Genomic DNA, 15,710 nt, shown 5'->3' on the forward strand with positions numbered 1-15,710 from the left:
CCGCTGGTACGGTCACCTCATGATCGACCGTTTCATCTGGGACTCCTCCGGGGCAGGGTTGTCCGAACACGCGTGGGCCGCCGCGGAGGAATCCGGGGCGGCCTGGGTCGGCAACGACGCCGCCGCCCACGTCTCGTTGCTGCGCGCCACCGTCCGCGAGGAACTGGCTTTCGGCATGGAGCAGCAGGGTATCGCACCGGAGATCATGGCCGCCCGGATTGATACGGCGATGGACACCTGGGGGCTGCGCGCCCTCGCCGACCGGGAACCTTCCCGGCTGTCCACCGGCCAGACGCGCCGGGTCGCCATCGCCGCGGCCCTGCTGCGCGACCCCGGCTCCCTCGTGCTGGACTGCCCGACCGACGGGTTGGACGCCGCGGCCGTCGAGACCTTGCGGCGTACCCTCGCCGGTTTCGACGGCGATGTCACCGTCTACGACCGGGTGCGCACCGTGCTCGCTGACGACGCACGCCACGAGATGCGGTTGGACGCCACGCCCGCCGCCGCTCCCGATCCCGTGCCGGACGCTGCGCCCGCAGCGTCCTCCCGCGGGACGGTGCTGACGGCGCGCGACCTGACGGTCACGCGCGGCTCCTTCACCCTGGGGCCCGTCAGCCTCACCGTGCAGGGTGGGCAGGTCACTCACCTTGCCGGTCCGAACGGGTCAGGCAAGACCACCCTGATGCTCGCCGTCCTCGGCCTGCTTCCGTACGACGGCACGCTCGACGTCCCCACGCCCGGCTGGGCGCCGACGCACATGGACTCGGCGTTCTCGAAGCGCACCGTCCTCAAGGAGCTTGCGGTGGGGACGGATGCCGCGCACGCCGAGGCGGCGCTGCGGTGGGTGGGGCTGGAGCGCTGGCGCGACGTCCACCCGTTGGACGTCCCGAGCTCGCCGCGCAGGATGCTCGCCGTTGCCGCGGCGTTGGTGCGGGGTCCGGGCCTGCTGATCCTCGACGAGCCGACCGTGGGGTTGGACGCGGCGGGTTATGCGTGGCTGGTCAGGGTGATGCGCGGATATGCGGCCGGGGAGTACCACGCGGAGTTGGCCGCTCGTGGGCTCGCGCCGCAGGAGGCGCTTGCGCCGGCGGTGCTGTGGTCCTGCCACAATGCCGCCTTCGCCGACGCTGTCAGCGACCGCTCCCACGTCCTGTAACTATCCGGGCCGATTTGGCATGTGGCGTTGTAGGGCATCGACAGAATCGGCCCGGAAAGTTGCGCTTGACCCTCACGCAGCGTCAGGGGCGAGGATCCTAGGTATGGAACACAACGAACAGAACACAGAACTCACAGAACTCACCGTCAGCCAGGCCGCCGACTTCCTCGGCGTCACGGTGCGCACCCTGCACCACTGGGACGCGAAGGGACTGCTCGTCCCGCAGGTCCGCACCTGGTCGGACTACCGCATCTACACCGACGACGACCTCGTCCGCGGCCAGCGCATCCTCGTCTACCGCGAGTCCGGCGTCCCGCTGGGCGAGATCGCGGAGATGTTGGACGGTGCCGACGAGCGCACACACCTGCTGCGCCAGCGCGAGATGCTGCGCGACCGCCGTGAGGGGGTCGAGCGAATGCTCGCCGCGGTGGAGGACCTGCTCGCCGAGACGGAGTCAGGCGTGTACACCGGCCCGGTCCCCGCTGAGCGGGTGCGCGAGATCCTCGGCAACGGTTGGGACCCCGACTACCAGCGCGAGGCCGAGGAGCGCTGGGGTGACACCGAGGAATGGCGTCGCTCGCAGCAGGTCATGGAGAAGATGGGGGAGGACGACTGGACGGCGATCCGCGCCGAGGGCGACGACTTCGCCCGGGCGCTCGCCGAGGCACACGGTCGCGACGTCGCGCCGGGCTCGGAGGAAGGCAATGCCCTGGCGGAGCGTCAGCGTCGCTCGATCTCGCAGTGGTACGACTGCCCGCACGACCGGCAGGTGATCCTGTCGGCGATGTACGTCGGCGACGACCGGTTCCGCACGAACTGGACGGTGGACGGCGTGGACCACACCGACTACCTGGTGGAGCTGATCAAGGCGAACGCTGCAGACCAGGGAGTGGACCTGGACAATCCCCACTGGTGAGCCGCAAGGCGCAGTAAGATTCACACCGACTGGAACCGGTGCACGGTCCCGGTGGGCTGTGCCAGGCTGACCCCATGACCAAGAAACAGACAGATCAGTCTATCGAACTCACCCGCCTGTCCCACAGCGTCGGCGCCAAGGTCGAGGGTCTGCGTCTCGACGGCGACCTCGACGCAGACACCGCCGGGTGGCTGCGCTCCCAGCTCGCCGTCCACAAGGTCCTCATCATCCGGGGCCAGCACCACCTCACCGACGACTCCCAGTACGCCTTCGCCCGGCTGCTGGGCACGCCCACCCTGGCGCACCCTACCGTGGCCTCCCACGGTCAGGACCGTCTCATCCTGGAGGGGGCGGCGAACGCTTGGCACACGGACGTGTCCTTCGTCGACCGGGTGCCGAAGATCTCCGTCCTGCGTGCCGTGGAACTGCCCGGTTACGGCGGGGCCACGGAGTGGGCGAATACGGTCGCCGCCTATGAGCGGCTGCCGGAGCCGCTGCGCGAACTCGCGGACCGACTGTGGGCGGTGCACACCAATGACTACGACTACGCCTCCGCGCGGGAGCAGGCGCAGAACAAGGACTCCACCGACTCCAGCGGCTTCTCCTATGCGGAGTTCACCCGGGTGCGTTTCGAGACCGAGCACCCGGTCGTCCACGTCCACCCCGCGACGGGGGAGCGCTCGCTGCTGCTCGGACAGTTCGTCTCGCACCTGGCCGGCCTGCGTGATGACGAGTCCCGTGACCTCGTCCGGCTGCTCCAGGCCCGCATACTGTCGCCGGACAACACGCTGCGCTGGCATTGGGAGGAGGGCGACGTGGCGATCTGGGACAATCTGGCCACCCAGCACTACGGGGTCGCGGACTTCGGCGACCAGGCGCGGAAGAACCATCGCGTCACCCTCGCCGGGCCCGTGCCGGTGAGTATCACCGGCGAGCATTCGCGCGTGATCACCGGGGACGCCTCGGCGTACTCGGTCATCGACGAGGAGGACCGCCTGCCTGGTTATCCGGGAAACCTGGCGGTGGCGTGACGGAACAGTGACTGAACAGTGACTGCACCCTGACGAGACTGCGGGTTTCCCGCGACCCGGCTGGTAGCGTCTTGTCCCATGTACACGCCTGACGTCATCGGTACACCTCTCGCGCCCAACGCCACGCGGGTCCTGCTGCTGGGATCCGGGGAGCTCGGAAAGGAGGTGACGATCGCCCTGCAGCGCTACGGGGTCGAGGTCCACGCCGCCGACCGCTACGCCGGGGCGCCGGCGCACCACGTCGCCGACGCGCACCACACCATCGACATGGCGGACGCCGCCGCCGTGCGCGGTCTCGTCGAGAAGGTGCGTCCGCACTTCGTCGTCCCCGAGATCGAGGCGCTGGCGACCGACGCACTGCAGGACGTGGAGGACGAGGGCCTGGCGACGGTCATCCCCACCGCCCGGGCGACGCGTCTGACGATGAACCGCGAGGGCATCCGTACCCTCGCCGACCGTGACCTCGGCCTGCCGAATTCCCGCCACGTCTTCGCCTCGACCTACGAGGAGTTCGCAGAGGGGGTGGAGCGTATCGGCATGCCGTGCGTGGTCAAGCCGGTGATGAGTTCCTCGGGCAAGGGGCAGTCCTACGTGCGCTCGGAGGACGACGTCCGTACGTCGTGGGAGTACGCGATGAGCGGGGCGCGCGTGTCGTCGGGCCGGGTGATCATCGAGCAGTTCGTGCCCTTCGATTACGAGATCACGCTGCTCACGGTGCGTTCGGTGGATCCGGACTCCGGGGAGGACGCCACCTGGTTCTGCGAGCCGATCGGGCACCGCCAGGACCGGGGCGACTATGTGGAGTCCTGGCAGCCGGCGCAGATGACGACGGCGGCGCTGGAGTCCGCGCGATCGGTCGCCGCTCGCATCACCGGCGCGCTGGGGGGACGCGGCGTATTCGGCGTGGAACTCTTCGTCAAGGGCGACGACGTCTACTTCTCCGAGGTCAGCCCCCGCCCGCACGACACCGGCATGGTGACCATGGGTTCGCAGCGCTTCAGCGAGTTCGACCTGCACGCCCGCGCGATCCTGGGCCTGCCGATCGACACCACGCTGATCTCCCCGGGCGCCTCCGCGGTGATCTACGGCGGCGTGGAGGGTGGCGCGCCGGACGCCGCCCCGACCTACACCGGGTTGAAGGACGCTTTGAGCGTCCCGGAGACCGAGGTCCGCATCTTCGGCAAGCCGGTCAGCCATGAACGACGCCGCATGGGCGTGGCCTTCTCCACCGCCGAGACGGTGGACGCCGCCCGCGAGCGCGCCACGCAGGCCGCGTCCGCCGTCACCGTCGGTCTTGAGCCTGTTGAGGTTGCCGCGCCTGAGGTTGTCACCGACGGTTGGGGACGCGCGTAGCGTCACTAATCGTTGTCGTAGAGGACCTCGGCCTCGACCTGCACGAGCCACCCGGCCACGGGCTGCTCGGCCACACCGACGGTGACCACCGTCGGCTTCGTCGGGTTCGTCTCTCCTGAGTAGGGCGGCTCGTCATCATCGTCGCCGGTGGTGTCGGTCGGCTCGGCGCCAGGGGAGGACGGTGCCGAGGAGGTCGCGGACTCCGACGGGGAGGACGGTTCGGACGTCGCCGAGCTCGACGAGGGGCTGGTCTCCGCGGTCAGCGTGACCGCCGAGGTACCGGTCAGTAGCGAGTCGCCGGTCAGCGGGTCGAGGTTGGCGAAGAACTTGCGGTAGGCGCGTTCCCACCCCGCGAAATCGGCCTCCGCTTCGGCGTTGTCGCCGTCAGCGTCCTCACCCTCTGCACCGTCCTCGGGTGTGAGGTAGACCCGCAACGAGGCGACTTCGGAGATCCGGCGTCCCTCCTGCTCCACCATGTCGGCGATCTTCTGCAGGACCTGCAGCGACTGCGCTTCAGTGACGCTCATGCGGGCGGGGAGCTCGCCGTCCTCCAGCAGGTCGGAGTCGACGAAGGACATCGCCGAGCCGTCCTCCGCGTCGGCGTTGAGCACGTCCGGCCCGGTGCCGGAGGTGCGCCACAGTTGAGCGCTACCGGGCGCGGACAGCGCCTGCGCGCGGTCGGCGCTGCCGTCGTCCTGCGTGGTGGTGAACACGGTCTCGAAGGAGCAGGCGGAGAGGCCGAACAGCAGGACGGTGCTGGTCGCCAGCGTTGCGACGGTGCGTACTGTGCCTACGGTGCGTGCTGCGGCGACTCTACGGTTGCGGATCATGGGGTGGGCTCCTGCTTGAAGGTCGCGAGGGTACGTCAACTGTCTTTAAGGGTAGCGGGCCGCGTCAGGACGCAGCGGTGTGGCAGGTGTCCGCGCCGCAGTGCGCCGTCGCCGGCGCTGCCGCGCAGGCGTCGCACAGCAGCACCATCTCCCGGCAGTCGCCGTTGACGCAGTTGTGGAAGGTGTTGGTCGCAGCGCCGCAGTGAACGCAGGCACCGAGGGACACGGAGTCCTCGCTGAACTCCATGTGCATGCGCTTGTCGAAGACGTAGAGGGAGCCCTCCCACAATCCGGCGTCGCCGAACTGTTCGCCGTAGCGGACGATGCCGCCGTCGATCTGGTAGACATCGGTGAACCCGCGCTTGCGCATCAGGGAACTGAGCACCTCGCAGCGGATGCCGCCGGTGCAGTAGGTGACCACGGGACGGTCCTTGAGGTCGTCGTACTTGCCCGACTCGATCTCGCGGAGGAAGTCGTGGGTGGTGTCGACGTCGGGGACGACCGCACCCTTGAACCGTCCGATCTGGGCTTCCATGGCATTGCGTCCGTCAAAGAAGACGACCTCGTCGCCGGCGGCGCGTTTCTGCTCGACGAGGTCGTTGACCTCGGTGGGGGAGAGGTGGGTGCCGCCGCCGACCACGCCGTGCTCGTCGACCCGCAGCTCCTCGGCGGCGCCGAAGCTGACGATCTCCTCGCGCACCTTCACCGACAGTTTCGGGAAGTCCTCGGCGGAGCCGGGGGACCACTTGAACTCCATGTCGTGGAAGCCGGGGTATTCGCGGGTGCGCCGGATATAAAGCTTCACGCTGGTGAGGGAGCCGCCGACGGTGCCGTTAATGCCGTGGCGGCTGATGATGATCCGGCCGCGCAACCCCAGTGACTCGCAGAGTGTGCGTTGCCACAGCATCACCGCCGTCGGATCCGCGACGGGGGTGAAGCGGTAGAAGAGGAGGATGCGCGTCTCGGAGTTGGTGCCTTTGGTTCCCACGCTGGTGATTCTATCGCCGGTGGGGCTGGCCCGATGCACCTAGTCGAGCGTGAGGTGCATCTCCTGGTGCTCGATGCCCTCAGCCATGAAGGGCTCGTCGGTGGCCTCGAAGCCATAGGACTTGTAGAAGGACATCAGGTAGGTCTGTGCCTCGATCTTCACCACGGTCTTCTGGACGTTGGGGTCGATGGCGGCGGCGCGGCCGCGGATGACCTCGAGGGCGTCGTCAACGAGCTGGGAGGCGATGCCGAAACCGCGGAAGTCGGGGTGCACGCACAGGCGGCCGATGTGCTGCTCCTCGGGCGGACCGAAGACGCGCAGCGTGCCGACGAGGCGCAGCGGCGAGCCCGGGTCGGGCACGCCCCAGGGGAACTCGGGGCCGGAGCCGGGGTGCACGTAAGCCAGGAGCTGGTGGGTGCCCGGGTCGATGTCGGTGTCGTCGATCTCGGGGAAGCTGGAGCGCTGCTCGTTGACGAAGACGTCCACTCGCAGCTTGTACAGGGCGTGGACCTGCTGGGGCTGCATGTTCAGGACCTGTTTGCCCGTGATGTGGATGTCGGGAGCCTCGGTGGCTGGGTTCTTGCCGGCAGTGTTCGTGGTGTCGCTCATGTCGTTAAGGATAACGGTATGAACGTCGTGAATCACCAAAAGACAGAAGAAAAGCCGAGTTTTTCTTCCGCGCGCGAAAAAACGCCCGTACCAGGGGGTTTGCGGTGCCTTTGGGGCCCGGAATTGTGCTGGACATTATAATTTTTCACGGTGAATAACGACATGATTTGCCTGTATCGACCACTCCGGAAAACCCCGCTACTGGGGCTCGCGGAGACGACACAGGGGCCAGGATCGAGCGTGGGAGCGCTGAACCATTGGGTTCAACGCTCCCACGCTCGATCTTGGCCCCTCGGACCCCGCTAGGGACCCGCTACAGGCGCGCTACTACGCCTTCACGCGTGCCTCACCGGAGGAGTAGTGGACCATCTCCTCGTGGGAGCGGACCTTCTTGCGCTCGCGGCCCTCGGCCTCGCCCAGGGCGCGCTCGTGGGCGTCGAGGTTGTACCAGCCCTCCCAGGTCGTGTAGTCGACCTCGCGGGAGTGCAGCAGCTCGATAACGTCGTCCTCGCCCGGGGCGGCGGGGCCGAAGCCGATGCCGGCGTCGAAGTCGGCGAGGAGGTTGGCGACGGCCTCGTTGGCGTCGCCCTTGGTGTTGCCGATCAGACCGACCGGGCCACGGCGGATCCAGCCGGTGGCGTACACGCCGGGCAGGGTCTCGCGCAGCTCGGCCTCCGGGTCGGCGGAGCCGGGGACGCCGGCGATGCCGTCGGCGGTGGGGCCTTCGGTCAGGACGCGTCCGCCCACGTTGGGTAGGACGTTCTCCTTGCCGTCCCACGGCAGGTCCTTCTGCTCATCGGACTTGTAGCCGACGGCGCGGTAGACCTGGCCCACGTTCCACTCGGTCAGCTCGCCGGTGGTGCGCACTCCGCCGGTGCCATCGAGTTCGGTGCGCTCGGTGACCAGGGCGGTCACCTGCCCGTTGTCGTCGGTCTTGACCTCGACAGGGGACTCGAAGAAGTGCAGGTAGAGCTTGTGCGGCGCGCCCTTGGGCTCGGCGACGGCGTAGTTCTCCAGGATGGTGCACACCTGGTCGGTGATCTTGGAGTTGTGGCGGGCGTTCTCGGAACCCTCGTCGTAGTCGATGTCCTCGGGGTTGACGACGACCTCGATGGTGTCGGAGTGGTTGAGCTCCTTGAGCTCCAGCGGGGTGAACTTCGCCTGGGCGGGGCCACGGCGGCCGAAGACGTGCACGTCCTTGGCCTTGTTGTTCTTCAGGGACGCGTAGACGTTGTCCGGGATCTCGGTGACGAGCAGTTCGTCGCCGGTCTTGGCCAGCACACGGGCGATGTCGAGGCCCACGTTGCCGACGCCGATGACGGCGATGGACTCGGAATCGACGTTCCAGGAGTCCTCGAAGTGCGGGTTGGCGTCGTAGAAGCCCACGAACTTGCCGGCACCGTGGGTGTGCTCGCCGCCGGGGATGTTCAGGTCCCGGTCGTCGGTGGCGCCGGTGGCGTAGATGACGGCGTCGTAGTGCTTCTTCAGGTCCTCGAGGGTGATGTCCTCACCGACGTTGACGTTGCCGAGCAACCGGATCTGGGGCTTGTCCATGACCTTGTGCAGGGCCTTAATGATGCCCTTGATGCGCGGGTGGTCGGGGGCCACCCCGTAGCGGATGAGACCGAAGGGGGCGGCCATCTTCTCGTAGAGGTCGATGGAGACGTCCTTGCCGGACTTCATCAGTGCGTCGGAGGCGTAGATGCCGGCCGGGCCGGATCCGATGACGGCGACGCGCAGGGGGCGGTTGTCAGACATGAATACGTAGGTCCAATCCGTGGTTGGCGGGTTCGTGCGGCAGCCCGGGGTGGATCGATCGGGGGCGATCTTCCGCCGGACAGGGGTGTGGTCTTGTAGTTGTACGTTAGTCCGCCCTGGCCCGAACGGAAAGTGTCGACAATGTGTGAACGCTGTCGGGCACGGCGCAGGTGAGGAGGGTCACGTACAGGTGTGACCTGGTGTCAGGCAGAGACTATAGACCACTTGGTCTGTCGTGAGCAAGAGCGGATTACGAAAGCCCACGTCACGCCGGGTAAGCATCTCCTACGTTGTATCCGCGGACAGACCGGTCTAGTCTGGGGCGACACCTTTGGGGCAGACCAAGCGGTCTGCAATGCCGGTGTCCTGACCGGCTCCAGCGCCCTCGGTCCATGACACGACGGCCGGAACGAGACCAGGAAGATCAGGAGAAGTGATCGTATGACGACGGCGACCGAAGAGAAGCCTGACACCGTTGCCAGCATCGGCGGCGACCCCGTGGCGGAGGCCGAGGGGCGCGTCGCCGAGACGGCCGCGGCCACGGAGGCCGCGGAGGCCGCCGCCGAGACGGATCCGAACGACAAGCAGCTCGCCGCCGCCGCGCGTCGTGCCCGGGCCGCGCAGAAGAAGGCCGCCCGCGGGCTGAAGAAGGCGAAGGAGGCTGCCGAGAACGCCGCCGAGGACGCTGAGGAGGAATCCCAGGACACGCAGGACGCTCCGGCCGCCGCGTCCGACGGCGCACAGCCCGCGCAGGACACACAGGACGCTCCGACCGCCCCGACCGCCGCAACCGCGCCGGCCGGTGCCGGCCTGGCGCTGGGCGAGACGTTGTCGCTGGTGCAGTCGGGTGCTTCGGTGCTGTCCGTCGCCGCGCTCGCCGCCGAGCGTGCGGCCGCGGAAAACCCGCAGGACGCCCAGCTCGCCGAGGCCGCCCGCGCCATCCGCCTGGCCGAGCAGCAGGCCGCGCTGGCGCTGCAGGCCACCGGCTCCGCCGCTGGCGTCGAGACCGCGTCAAGCGCGCAGGACGCCACGGCGTCTGAGTCGTCCGAGCCGTCCGCAGCGTCCGAACCTATCCCGGAACCGGCAGCCGTCATCGAGGCCCGTGAGGCTCTCGAACGTGCCGAGGCCGAGCAGGCCGAGTTCGCCGCGACGACGAAGTCCGCCGAGGCCGCCACCGAGGCGGATCCCGACAACCAGGAGGCATTCTCCGCCGCGCGCAAGGCACGCTGGAATGAGTTGAAGGCCGGCAAGGCCGTGCAGAAGGCCGCGAAGGCGCTGGATGCCGCGCTGGAACAGGCCGCTACCGAGGCGGCCGCAGCGTCCGACGCCGCAGCGTCCGACGCCGCAGCGTCCGAACCCGCCCCGGAACCGGCGGCCGTCGTGGAGGCCCGCGAGGCCCTGCAGCGTGCGGAGGCCGAGCAGGCCGAACTCGCCGCGACGACGAAGTCCGCGGAGGCCGCCACCGAGGCGGACCCCGACAATCAGGAGGCGTTCTCGGCGGCGCGCAAGGCGCGCTGGAACGAGCTGAAGGCCGGCAAGGCCGTGCAGAAGGCCGCGAAGGCGCTGGACGCAGCGCTGGAGCAGGCAGCAGCAGAGGCAGCAGCCGCCGCAGCGTCCGAACCGGTGGAGCTCACCGAGGAGCAGAAGGCCGATCGTGCAGCGCCGAAGCCGCAGGGCCAGTGGCTCATCGACGGCAAGAAGCCGCTGAACAACGACGAGCGCATCAAGCAGGACGACGCCGGCCTCGCCGTCGCCGACCGCGTGCGCGATATCTACGCCAAGCAGGGTTTCGACTCCATCCCCGCCGAGGACCTCGCCCCGCGCTTCAAGTGGATCGGCATGTACACACAGCGTCGTCAGGACATGGACGGTGAGCAGACCGGTGTGCTGTCCAACGCCGAACTGCAGGACCGCTACTTCATGATGCGTATCCGGCTGGACGGCGGCATGATGAGCTCCGAGCAGATGCGCGTCATCGGCGGCATCTCCACCGACTTCGCCCGCGGCACCGCCGACTTCACCGACCGGCAGAACATCCAGCTGCACTGGATCCGTATCGAGGACGTCCCGGAGATCTGGGACCGTCTGGCCGCGGTGAACCTGGACACCTTCTTCGGCTGCGGCGACGTGCCGCGCGTGATCCTGGGCTCCCCGGTCGCCGGCATCGCCAAGGACGAGATCATCGACGCCTCCCCAGCGATCCGGGAGATCAAGGACAACTGGCTCACCCGCGACGAGTTCGCCAACCTGCCGCGCAAGTTCAAGTCCGGTATCTCCGGCTCGGTGCGTCAGGACATCACCCACGAGATCCAGGACATCTCCTTCATCGGCTCCGAGCACCCGGAGAAGGGCCCCGGTTTCGACGTGTGGGTCGGCGGCGGGCTGTCCACCAACCCGATGCTCGCCCAGCGTCTCGGCGCGTGGGTGTCCATCGACGAGGTGCCCGAGGTGTGGTGCGGGGTGGTGCGGATCTTCCGCGACTACGGCTACCGCAAGCTGCGTAACCGTGCCCGGTTGAAGTTCCTCGTCGCCGACTGGGGCATCGAGAAGTTCCGCCGCATCCTGGAGGACGACTACCTGGGGCACAAGCTCACCGACGGCCCGGAGCCGGAGGTCTTCCCCGGCTACCGCGACCACGTCGGCGTGCACGAGCAGCGCGACGGACGGTTCTACGTGGGCGTCAAGCCCACCGTGGGCCACACCGAGGGCGACCAGCTGCAGCGTCTGGCGGACCTGGCGGAGGCCCACGGGGTCACCGACACCCGCACCACCCCGGACAAGGAGCTCATCTTCCTCAACGTCGAACGCGACAAGGTCGATGCCCTGGTCGATGCCCTCGAGGTCGAGGGTATGTCCGCCCGCCCGTCGTCCTTCCGTCGCGACATCATCTCCTGCACCGGCCTGGAGTTCTGCAAGCTCGCCCTGGTGACCACCAAGCAGCGCGCGATCACCCTGGCCGATCAGCTGGAGGAGCGTCTGGGTGACCTGGACGTGCCGCTGAAGATCAGTCTCAACGGCTGCCCGAACTCCTGCGCCCGCACGCAGGTCGCCGACATCGGCCTGAAGGGGCAGATCGTCACCGACAATGAGGGCAATCGGGTGGAGGGCTTCCAGGTCCACCTGGGCGGCGCGATCGGCCTGCACCCGGACTTCGGCAAGAAGCTGCGCGGCCACAAGGTCACCTCCGCCGAACTGGACGACTACGTGGTGCGCGTCGTGGAGCACTACAAGGAGCAGCGCACCGACGGTGAGCAGTTCCGCGACTGGGTACTGCGCGCCGACGAAGCCGTGCTGCAGTAAGCGGCAGCAGGCGACAGCACGCAGCAGTAGGAGTACACATGGACGACACGAACTCCCGGATCCCCGGGAAGAGCGCACACCCCAACCCGAGGAGGGCGACGGTCATGAACTGCCCGTACTGCACGTCGGAGAACCTCTTCCCCGACTCCGAGACCGACAACGCCTGGCAGTGCCGCGACTGCTGCCGGGTGTTCTCCGTGAAGTTGCACGGACACATCGAGCGCGGTGTGTGAGTACGCGCCCGGGCGCGACGCCTGGGGTATAACTCCGCGTAAAGGGCACCCTTGCCGGTGCTGTAGGCTCAACCCCCATGGCGGGAAATGCGACGAGGGAACACACCGGTGACGACACGATAAGATCCGGGATCCTTCGTAGCTTCCCCTCGAAACTGCCCGACCCCACGGACCGTCGCTGGTTGCTGAAGCTCGCCTTCGCCCAGCGGCCCGTCCAGCTTGTGGCGTCCTTCGGCATGCTCGCCGGGTTCATCTGCACCGCCACGACCTCCATCGTGGTCGGACGCGCCATCGACGACGCGGTCGCCACCAGCCGGTGGAACCGCCTGGTGCTGTGGGTCGCGTTGCTCATGGTGCTGTTCGCGGTGAACGCCGTGGCGGTGTGGTTCGCCCGCCGCTACATGGAGATCACCCTGCAGCAGCTCAGCCACGACCTGCGCACCACGGTCACCGACCGCATCCAGGATCCGCGCGGCATCCAGGGCCGGGAGCGTACCGCCGGTGGCCTGCTGTCGATCGCGTCGACGGACTCGAACAAGGCCGCCGAGATCGTGGTGATGACGGTCTTCCCGATCGCCGAGCTCGGCTCGATCCTCTATGTCGCGGTCGTTGTCCTGTCGATCCACTGGCAACTGGGCCTGGCCGTTCTGGTCGGTGCGCCGCTGGTCGTGGCGTTGTCGGTGCGTGCGGCTCGTCCATTGCGCAGCCGTGCGGCGGACCGTCAGCAGGCGTTGGCGCAGGCCGCCGCCGCGGCCACCGATGCGGTCCAGGGCCTGCGCATCGTCAAGGGTCTGGGCGTGGTCGCCACGATGCGTCGCCGCTACCACGGCTACTCGTCCACCGCGTTGAACGCCACGGTGCGCGCGAACGCGGCGGAGGCGCGCCTGACAATGGTCACCGAGTCCGTCGGCGCGGTGTACGTCGTCGCCATCGGTGTCACCGCCGGCTGGATCGCCCTGCACGACGGACTCAGCGTGGGCCAGTTGATCACCGTCGTCGGCCTGTCGCAGTACGTGGTCATGCCGATGACGATGCTGGGCCGCAACTTCGCCACCAGAGTGGCGATCTCGGCGGCGTCGGGACGCCGCGTGCGTGAGGTGCTCAACGCGCCGTTCGCCACGCCGGACGAGGCGTCGGACGCCACGACCGCGGCAGTGCTCGCGGCCGTGCCGTCCGGCGTCACCGTCGTGCGCGGTGCCGCCGAGGCGGCACCGGGGATGATCGCCGCACTCGAGCAGCTGCCGCGCCAGCGGGTCGTCGTCGCCCCGCACGGGGCGGACCTCTTCGACGGGTCGGTGCGCGACAACGTCCACCCGGACCCGCAGGTCGCCGCACACGCCCTGGAGGTTGCCGACTGTTCCGACATCCCCGGCGGCCCCGACCGGTCGGTGGGGGAGGGCGGCCGACGGCTGTCCGGCGGGCAGCGCCAACGTGTCGCCCTGGCCCGCGCGATCGCCGCGGACCCTGAACTGCTGGTGTTGTCGGATCCGACTACTGCGGTGGACTCGGTGACCGAGCAGCATATTGCCGAACGTGTCGGACGGCTCTACGGCGGTGGGAAACACCGGGTGCTTGTCGTCAGCGACGCCCCGGCGTGGCACGTCGCCGCGGACCGCGAGTGGGGACCGGCAGAGATCGCTGAGGTCGCTGGCCTCGCAGAAGTAGCAGAAGCAGCAGATGCGGAGGTGTCGCGATGAGGGCAGCGTCCTTGGCCCCGGTGAACACCGGTGGAGACGACGGCGAGCCGGTGCGCACCTTCCCGCTGGCCACGTGGGCGCAGGCGCGCCGCGAGGTTGCCGCGCAGGCGCGCACGGTGCCGCACGCGCGCAGACAGGCGTTGTTCGCCTTCGTGCTGCTGGCGATCGGTTCGACCTGCACGGTCACCATCCCGCGGCTGCTCGGACGCATCGTCGACATTGTCTCTACGGCAACCTCCGATGTGAGCGCGGCCGAGGGCGATCTGTGGCGCACCGCCGCGGTGATGGTCGCCGTGGCCATCGGCGCCGGCGTGTTCAACGGGTCCGGCTACTTCATCCTCGCCCGCCTGTCTGAGCGGCTGATCGCCAACCTGCGCGAGCAGATGGTTGGCACGGCCCTGGGCCTGCCGATGCATGAGGTGGAGGACGCCGGCACCGGCGACGTGGTGAGCCGCTCGACGGATGATGTGGCCCAGGTGTCCGCGGCGATCATGGAGGCCTTGCCGATCCTGTCGGGCGCGGTGTTCGTCATCGGCGCCACGGCGATCAGCCTGCTGACCGTGGACTGGCGTTTCCTGCTGATCATCCTGGTGGTGTCCCCGGTGTACTGGTTCGCCGCGCGGTCCTACCTGCGCCGGGCTCCGGCGCTGTACGCCGCGGAGCGAGCGTCGATGGGGCTGCGCGCCCGCCGCGTCCTGGAGGCCATCCACGGCCGGGCCACGGTGCGCGCCTTCCGGATGGAGGAGGAGATGCACGACCGCATCGCCGACTCCTCACGCCAGGTGATGAACAACGCGGTCAGCGCCAACCGGGTGATGGTCTCGCTGATGAACAAGATGCTCATCGCCGAACTGGTCATGCTCGCCACTGCGATCGTGCTTGGTTTCGTGCTGGTCGACCATAGTGTGCTGGGCGTGGGTGCGGTGACTGCGGCGACGCTGATGCTGATCCGCGTGCGTGGCCCGCTGCAGCAGATCATGCGGGTGCTGGACGTGGCGCAGTCCGGCTACGCCTCCCTGGCGCGCATCGTGGGCGTGACGGTGGACCCGCCGCGTCCGGTGCCGGACTCCGGGGCGCCCGCGCCGCGCGGCGAGGTGCGCCTGAGCGGTGTGGACTTCCGCTACGGGACGGATTCCTGGGCGGTGGAGGACGTGAACTTCACCATCGAACCCGGGCGCACGGTCGCCCTGGTCGGTGCCTCGGGAGCGGGCAAGACGACGGTCGCCACGTTGCTGGCGGGGCTGCGCGAGCCCAGCGCCGGTGCGGTCACGGTGGACGGTGTGGCGGTCACGGCCCTGTCCGATGATGAGCGTGCCGACCGGTTGGCGTTGGTATCGCAGGAGGTGCACACCTTCTCCGGGACGCTGCGCGATGACCTGGGGCTGGCGGTGGATGGCGAGTCTGGCAGCGCCGACGACGCCACTCTTATCGACGCCCTGGAACAGGTCGGGGCCGGGGATTGGTTCCGCCGGTTGGCCGACGGCCTGGACACCGTGGTCGGTGCCCGTGGCCTGGTGCCGGACCCGGTGGTCGCCCAGCAGATCGCCCTGGCCCGGGTGCTGCTACGCGATCCGCGGGTGGTGGTGCTCGACGAGGCCACCGCCGAGGCCGGTTCGGCCGGCGCGCAGGCCCTGGAAGCCGCGGCCCGGCGACTCACCGAAGGACGCACCGCGTTGACGGTCGCCCACCGCCTGGACCAGGCGCGTCTGGCGGACGAGGTGCTGGTGATGGAGGACGGCCGCATCGTGGAGCAGGGCCCCCACGATGACCTCGTGGCCGCCGGCGGACGCTACGCCCAACTGTGGGAGGTCTGGTCGCGCGGTCGGTAGGGTCGTGAAG

12 protein-coding genes are annotated in these 15,710 nt (G+C 68.7%); 8 read left to right on the forward strand and 4 right to left on the reverse strand.

Annotation, left to right across the window (positions count from 1 at the left end):
- The first annotated feature begins 19 nt into the window (after positions 1-19).
- The 4 genes from ACT3SZ_RS12495 to purT all read left to right on the forward strand — a co-directional run bounded on the left by ACT3SZ_RS12495 (position 20) and on the right by purT (position 4,456).
- Entirely contained in the window at positions 20-1,156 is a 1,137-nt protein-coding gene (locus ACT3SZ_RS12495; RefSeq protein ID WP_444619078.1) for an ATP-binding cassette domain-containing protein, read from the forward strand.
- A gap of 103 nt (positions 1,157-1,259) precedes the next feature.
- Positions 1,260-2,072, forward strand: a complete 813-nt coding sequence (locus tag ACT3SZ_RS12500; protein WP_444619080.1) for a MerR family transcriptional regulator — start codon at positions 1,260-1,262, stop codon at positions 2,070-2,072.
- Between the two features lie 74 nt (positions 2,073-2,146).
- The gene (locus ACT3SZ_RS12505; protein WP_444619082.1) at positions 2,147-3,103 is read left to right on the forward strand and encodes a TauD/TfdA dioxygenase family protein; all 957 of its coding nucleotides are present in this window, start codon (positions 2,147-2,149) and stop codon (positions 3,101-3,103) included.
- A 78-nt stretch (positions 3,104-3,181) separates the two neighbouring features.
- Positions 3,182-4,456, forward strand: coding sequence for a formate-dependent phosphoribosylglycinamide formyltransferase (purT, locus tag ACT3SZ_RS12510; RefSeq protein ID WP_444619084.1), 1,275 nt, complete (start codon positions 3,182-3,184; stop codon positions 4,454-4,456).
- 5 nt (positions 4,457-4,461) lie between these two features.
- Here the strand turns inward: purT and ACT3SZ_RS12515 are convergent, their stop codons facing one another.
- The 4 genes from ACT3SZ_RS12515 to ACT3SZ_RS12530 all read right to left on the reverse strand — a co-directional run bounded on the left by ACT3SZ_RS12515 (position 4,462) and on the right by ACT3SZ_RS12530 (position 8,641).
- Positions 4,462-5,286: a hypothetical protein gene (locus ACT3SZ_RS12515; protein ID WP_444619086.1), complete on the reverse strand. Its 825-nt coding sequence runs from the start codon at positions 5,284-5,286 to the stop codon at positions 4,462-4,464.
- A gap of 64 nt (positions 5,287-5,350) precedes the next feature.
- Positions 5,351-6,274, reverse strand: a complete 924-nt coding sequence (gene trhO, locus ACT3SZ_RS12520; protein WP_444619088.1) for an oxygen-dependent tRNA uridine(34) hydroxylase TrhO — start codon at positions 6,272-6,274, stop codon at positions 5,351-5,353.
- Between the two features lie 39 nt (positions 6,275-6,313).
- The gene (locus tag ACT3SZ_RS12525) at positions 6,314-6,883 is read right to left on the reverse strand and encodes a GNAT family N-acetyltransferase (RefSeq protein WP_444619090.1); all 570 of its coding nucleotides are present in this window, start codon (positions 6,881-6,883) and stop codon (positions 6,314-6,316) included.
- 327 nt (positions 6,884-7,210) lie between these two features.
- On the reverse strand, positions 7,211-8,641 hold the full coding sequence (locus ACT3SZ_RS12530; RefSeq protein WP_444619092.1) for an FAD-dependent oxidoreductase: 1,431 nt from the start codon (positions 8,639-8,641) through the stop codon (positions 7,211-7,213).
- Positions 8,642-9,082: 441 nt separating this feature from the next.
- Between ACT3SZ_RS12530 and ACT3SZ_RS12535 the strand changes: the two genes are divergently transcribed.
- The 4 genes from ACT3SZ_RS12535 to ACT3SZ_RS12550 all read left to right on the forward strand — a co-directional run bounded on the left by ACT3SZ_RS12535 (position 9,083) and on the right by ACT3SZ_RS12550 (position 15,700).
- Positions 9,083-11,941: a nitrite/sulfite reductase gene (locus tag ACT3SZ_RS12535; protein WP_444619094.1), complete on the forward strand. Its 2,859-nt coding sequence runs from the start codon at positions 9,083-9,085 to the stop codon at positions 11,939-11,941.
- Between the two features lie 38 nt (positions 11,942-11,979).
- Positions 11,980-12,174 (forward strand): hypothetical protein, encoded by a 195-nt coding sequence (locus ACT3SZ_RS12540; protein ID WP_444619096.1) that lies wholly within the window; start codon positions 11,980-11,982, stop codon positions 12,172-12,174.
- Positions 12,175-12,251: 77 nt separating this feature from the next.
- Entirely contained in the window at positions 12,252-13,871 is a 1,620-nt protein-coding gene (locus ACT3SZ_RS12545; protein WP_444619098.1) for an ABC transporter transmembrane domain-containing protein, read from the forward strand.
- A complete protein-coding gene (locus ACT3SZ_RS12550) occupies positions 13,868-15,700 on the forward strand; it encodes an ABC transporter ATP-binding protein (RefSeq protein ID WP_444619100.1) in 1,833 nt (610 codons plus the stop codon). The genes ACT3SZ_RS12545 and ACT3SZ_RS12550 overlap by 4 nt, the downstream gene beginning before the upstream one ends.
- The last annotated feature ends 10 nt before the right edge of the window (positions 15,701-15,710 follow it).

The sequence above is a fragment of the Corynebacterium sp. AOP40-9SA-29 genome, from assembly GCF_052377405.1.
Classification (GTDB): domain Bacteria; phylum Actinomycetota; class Actinomycetes; order Mycobacteriales; family Mycobacteriaceae; genus Corynebacterium.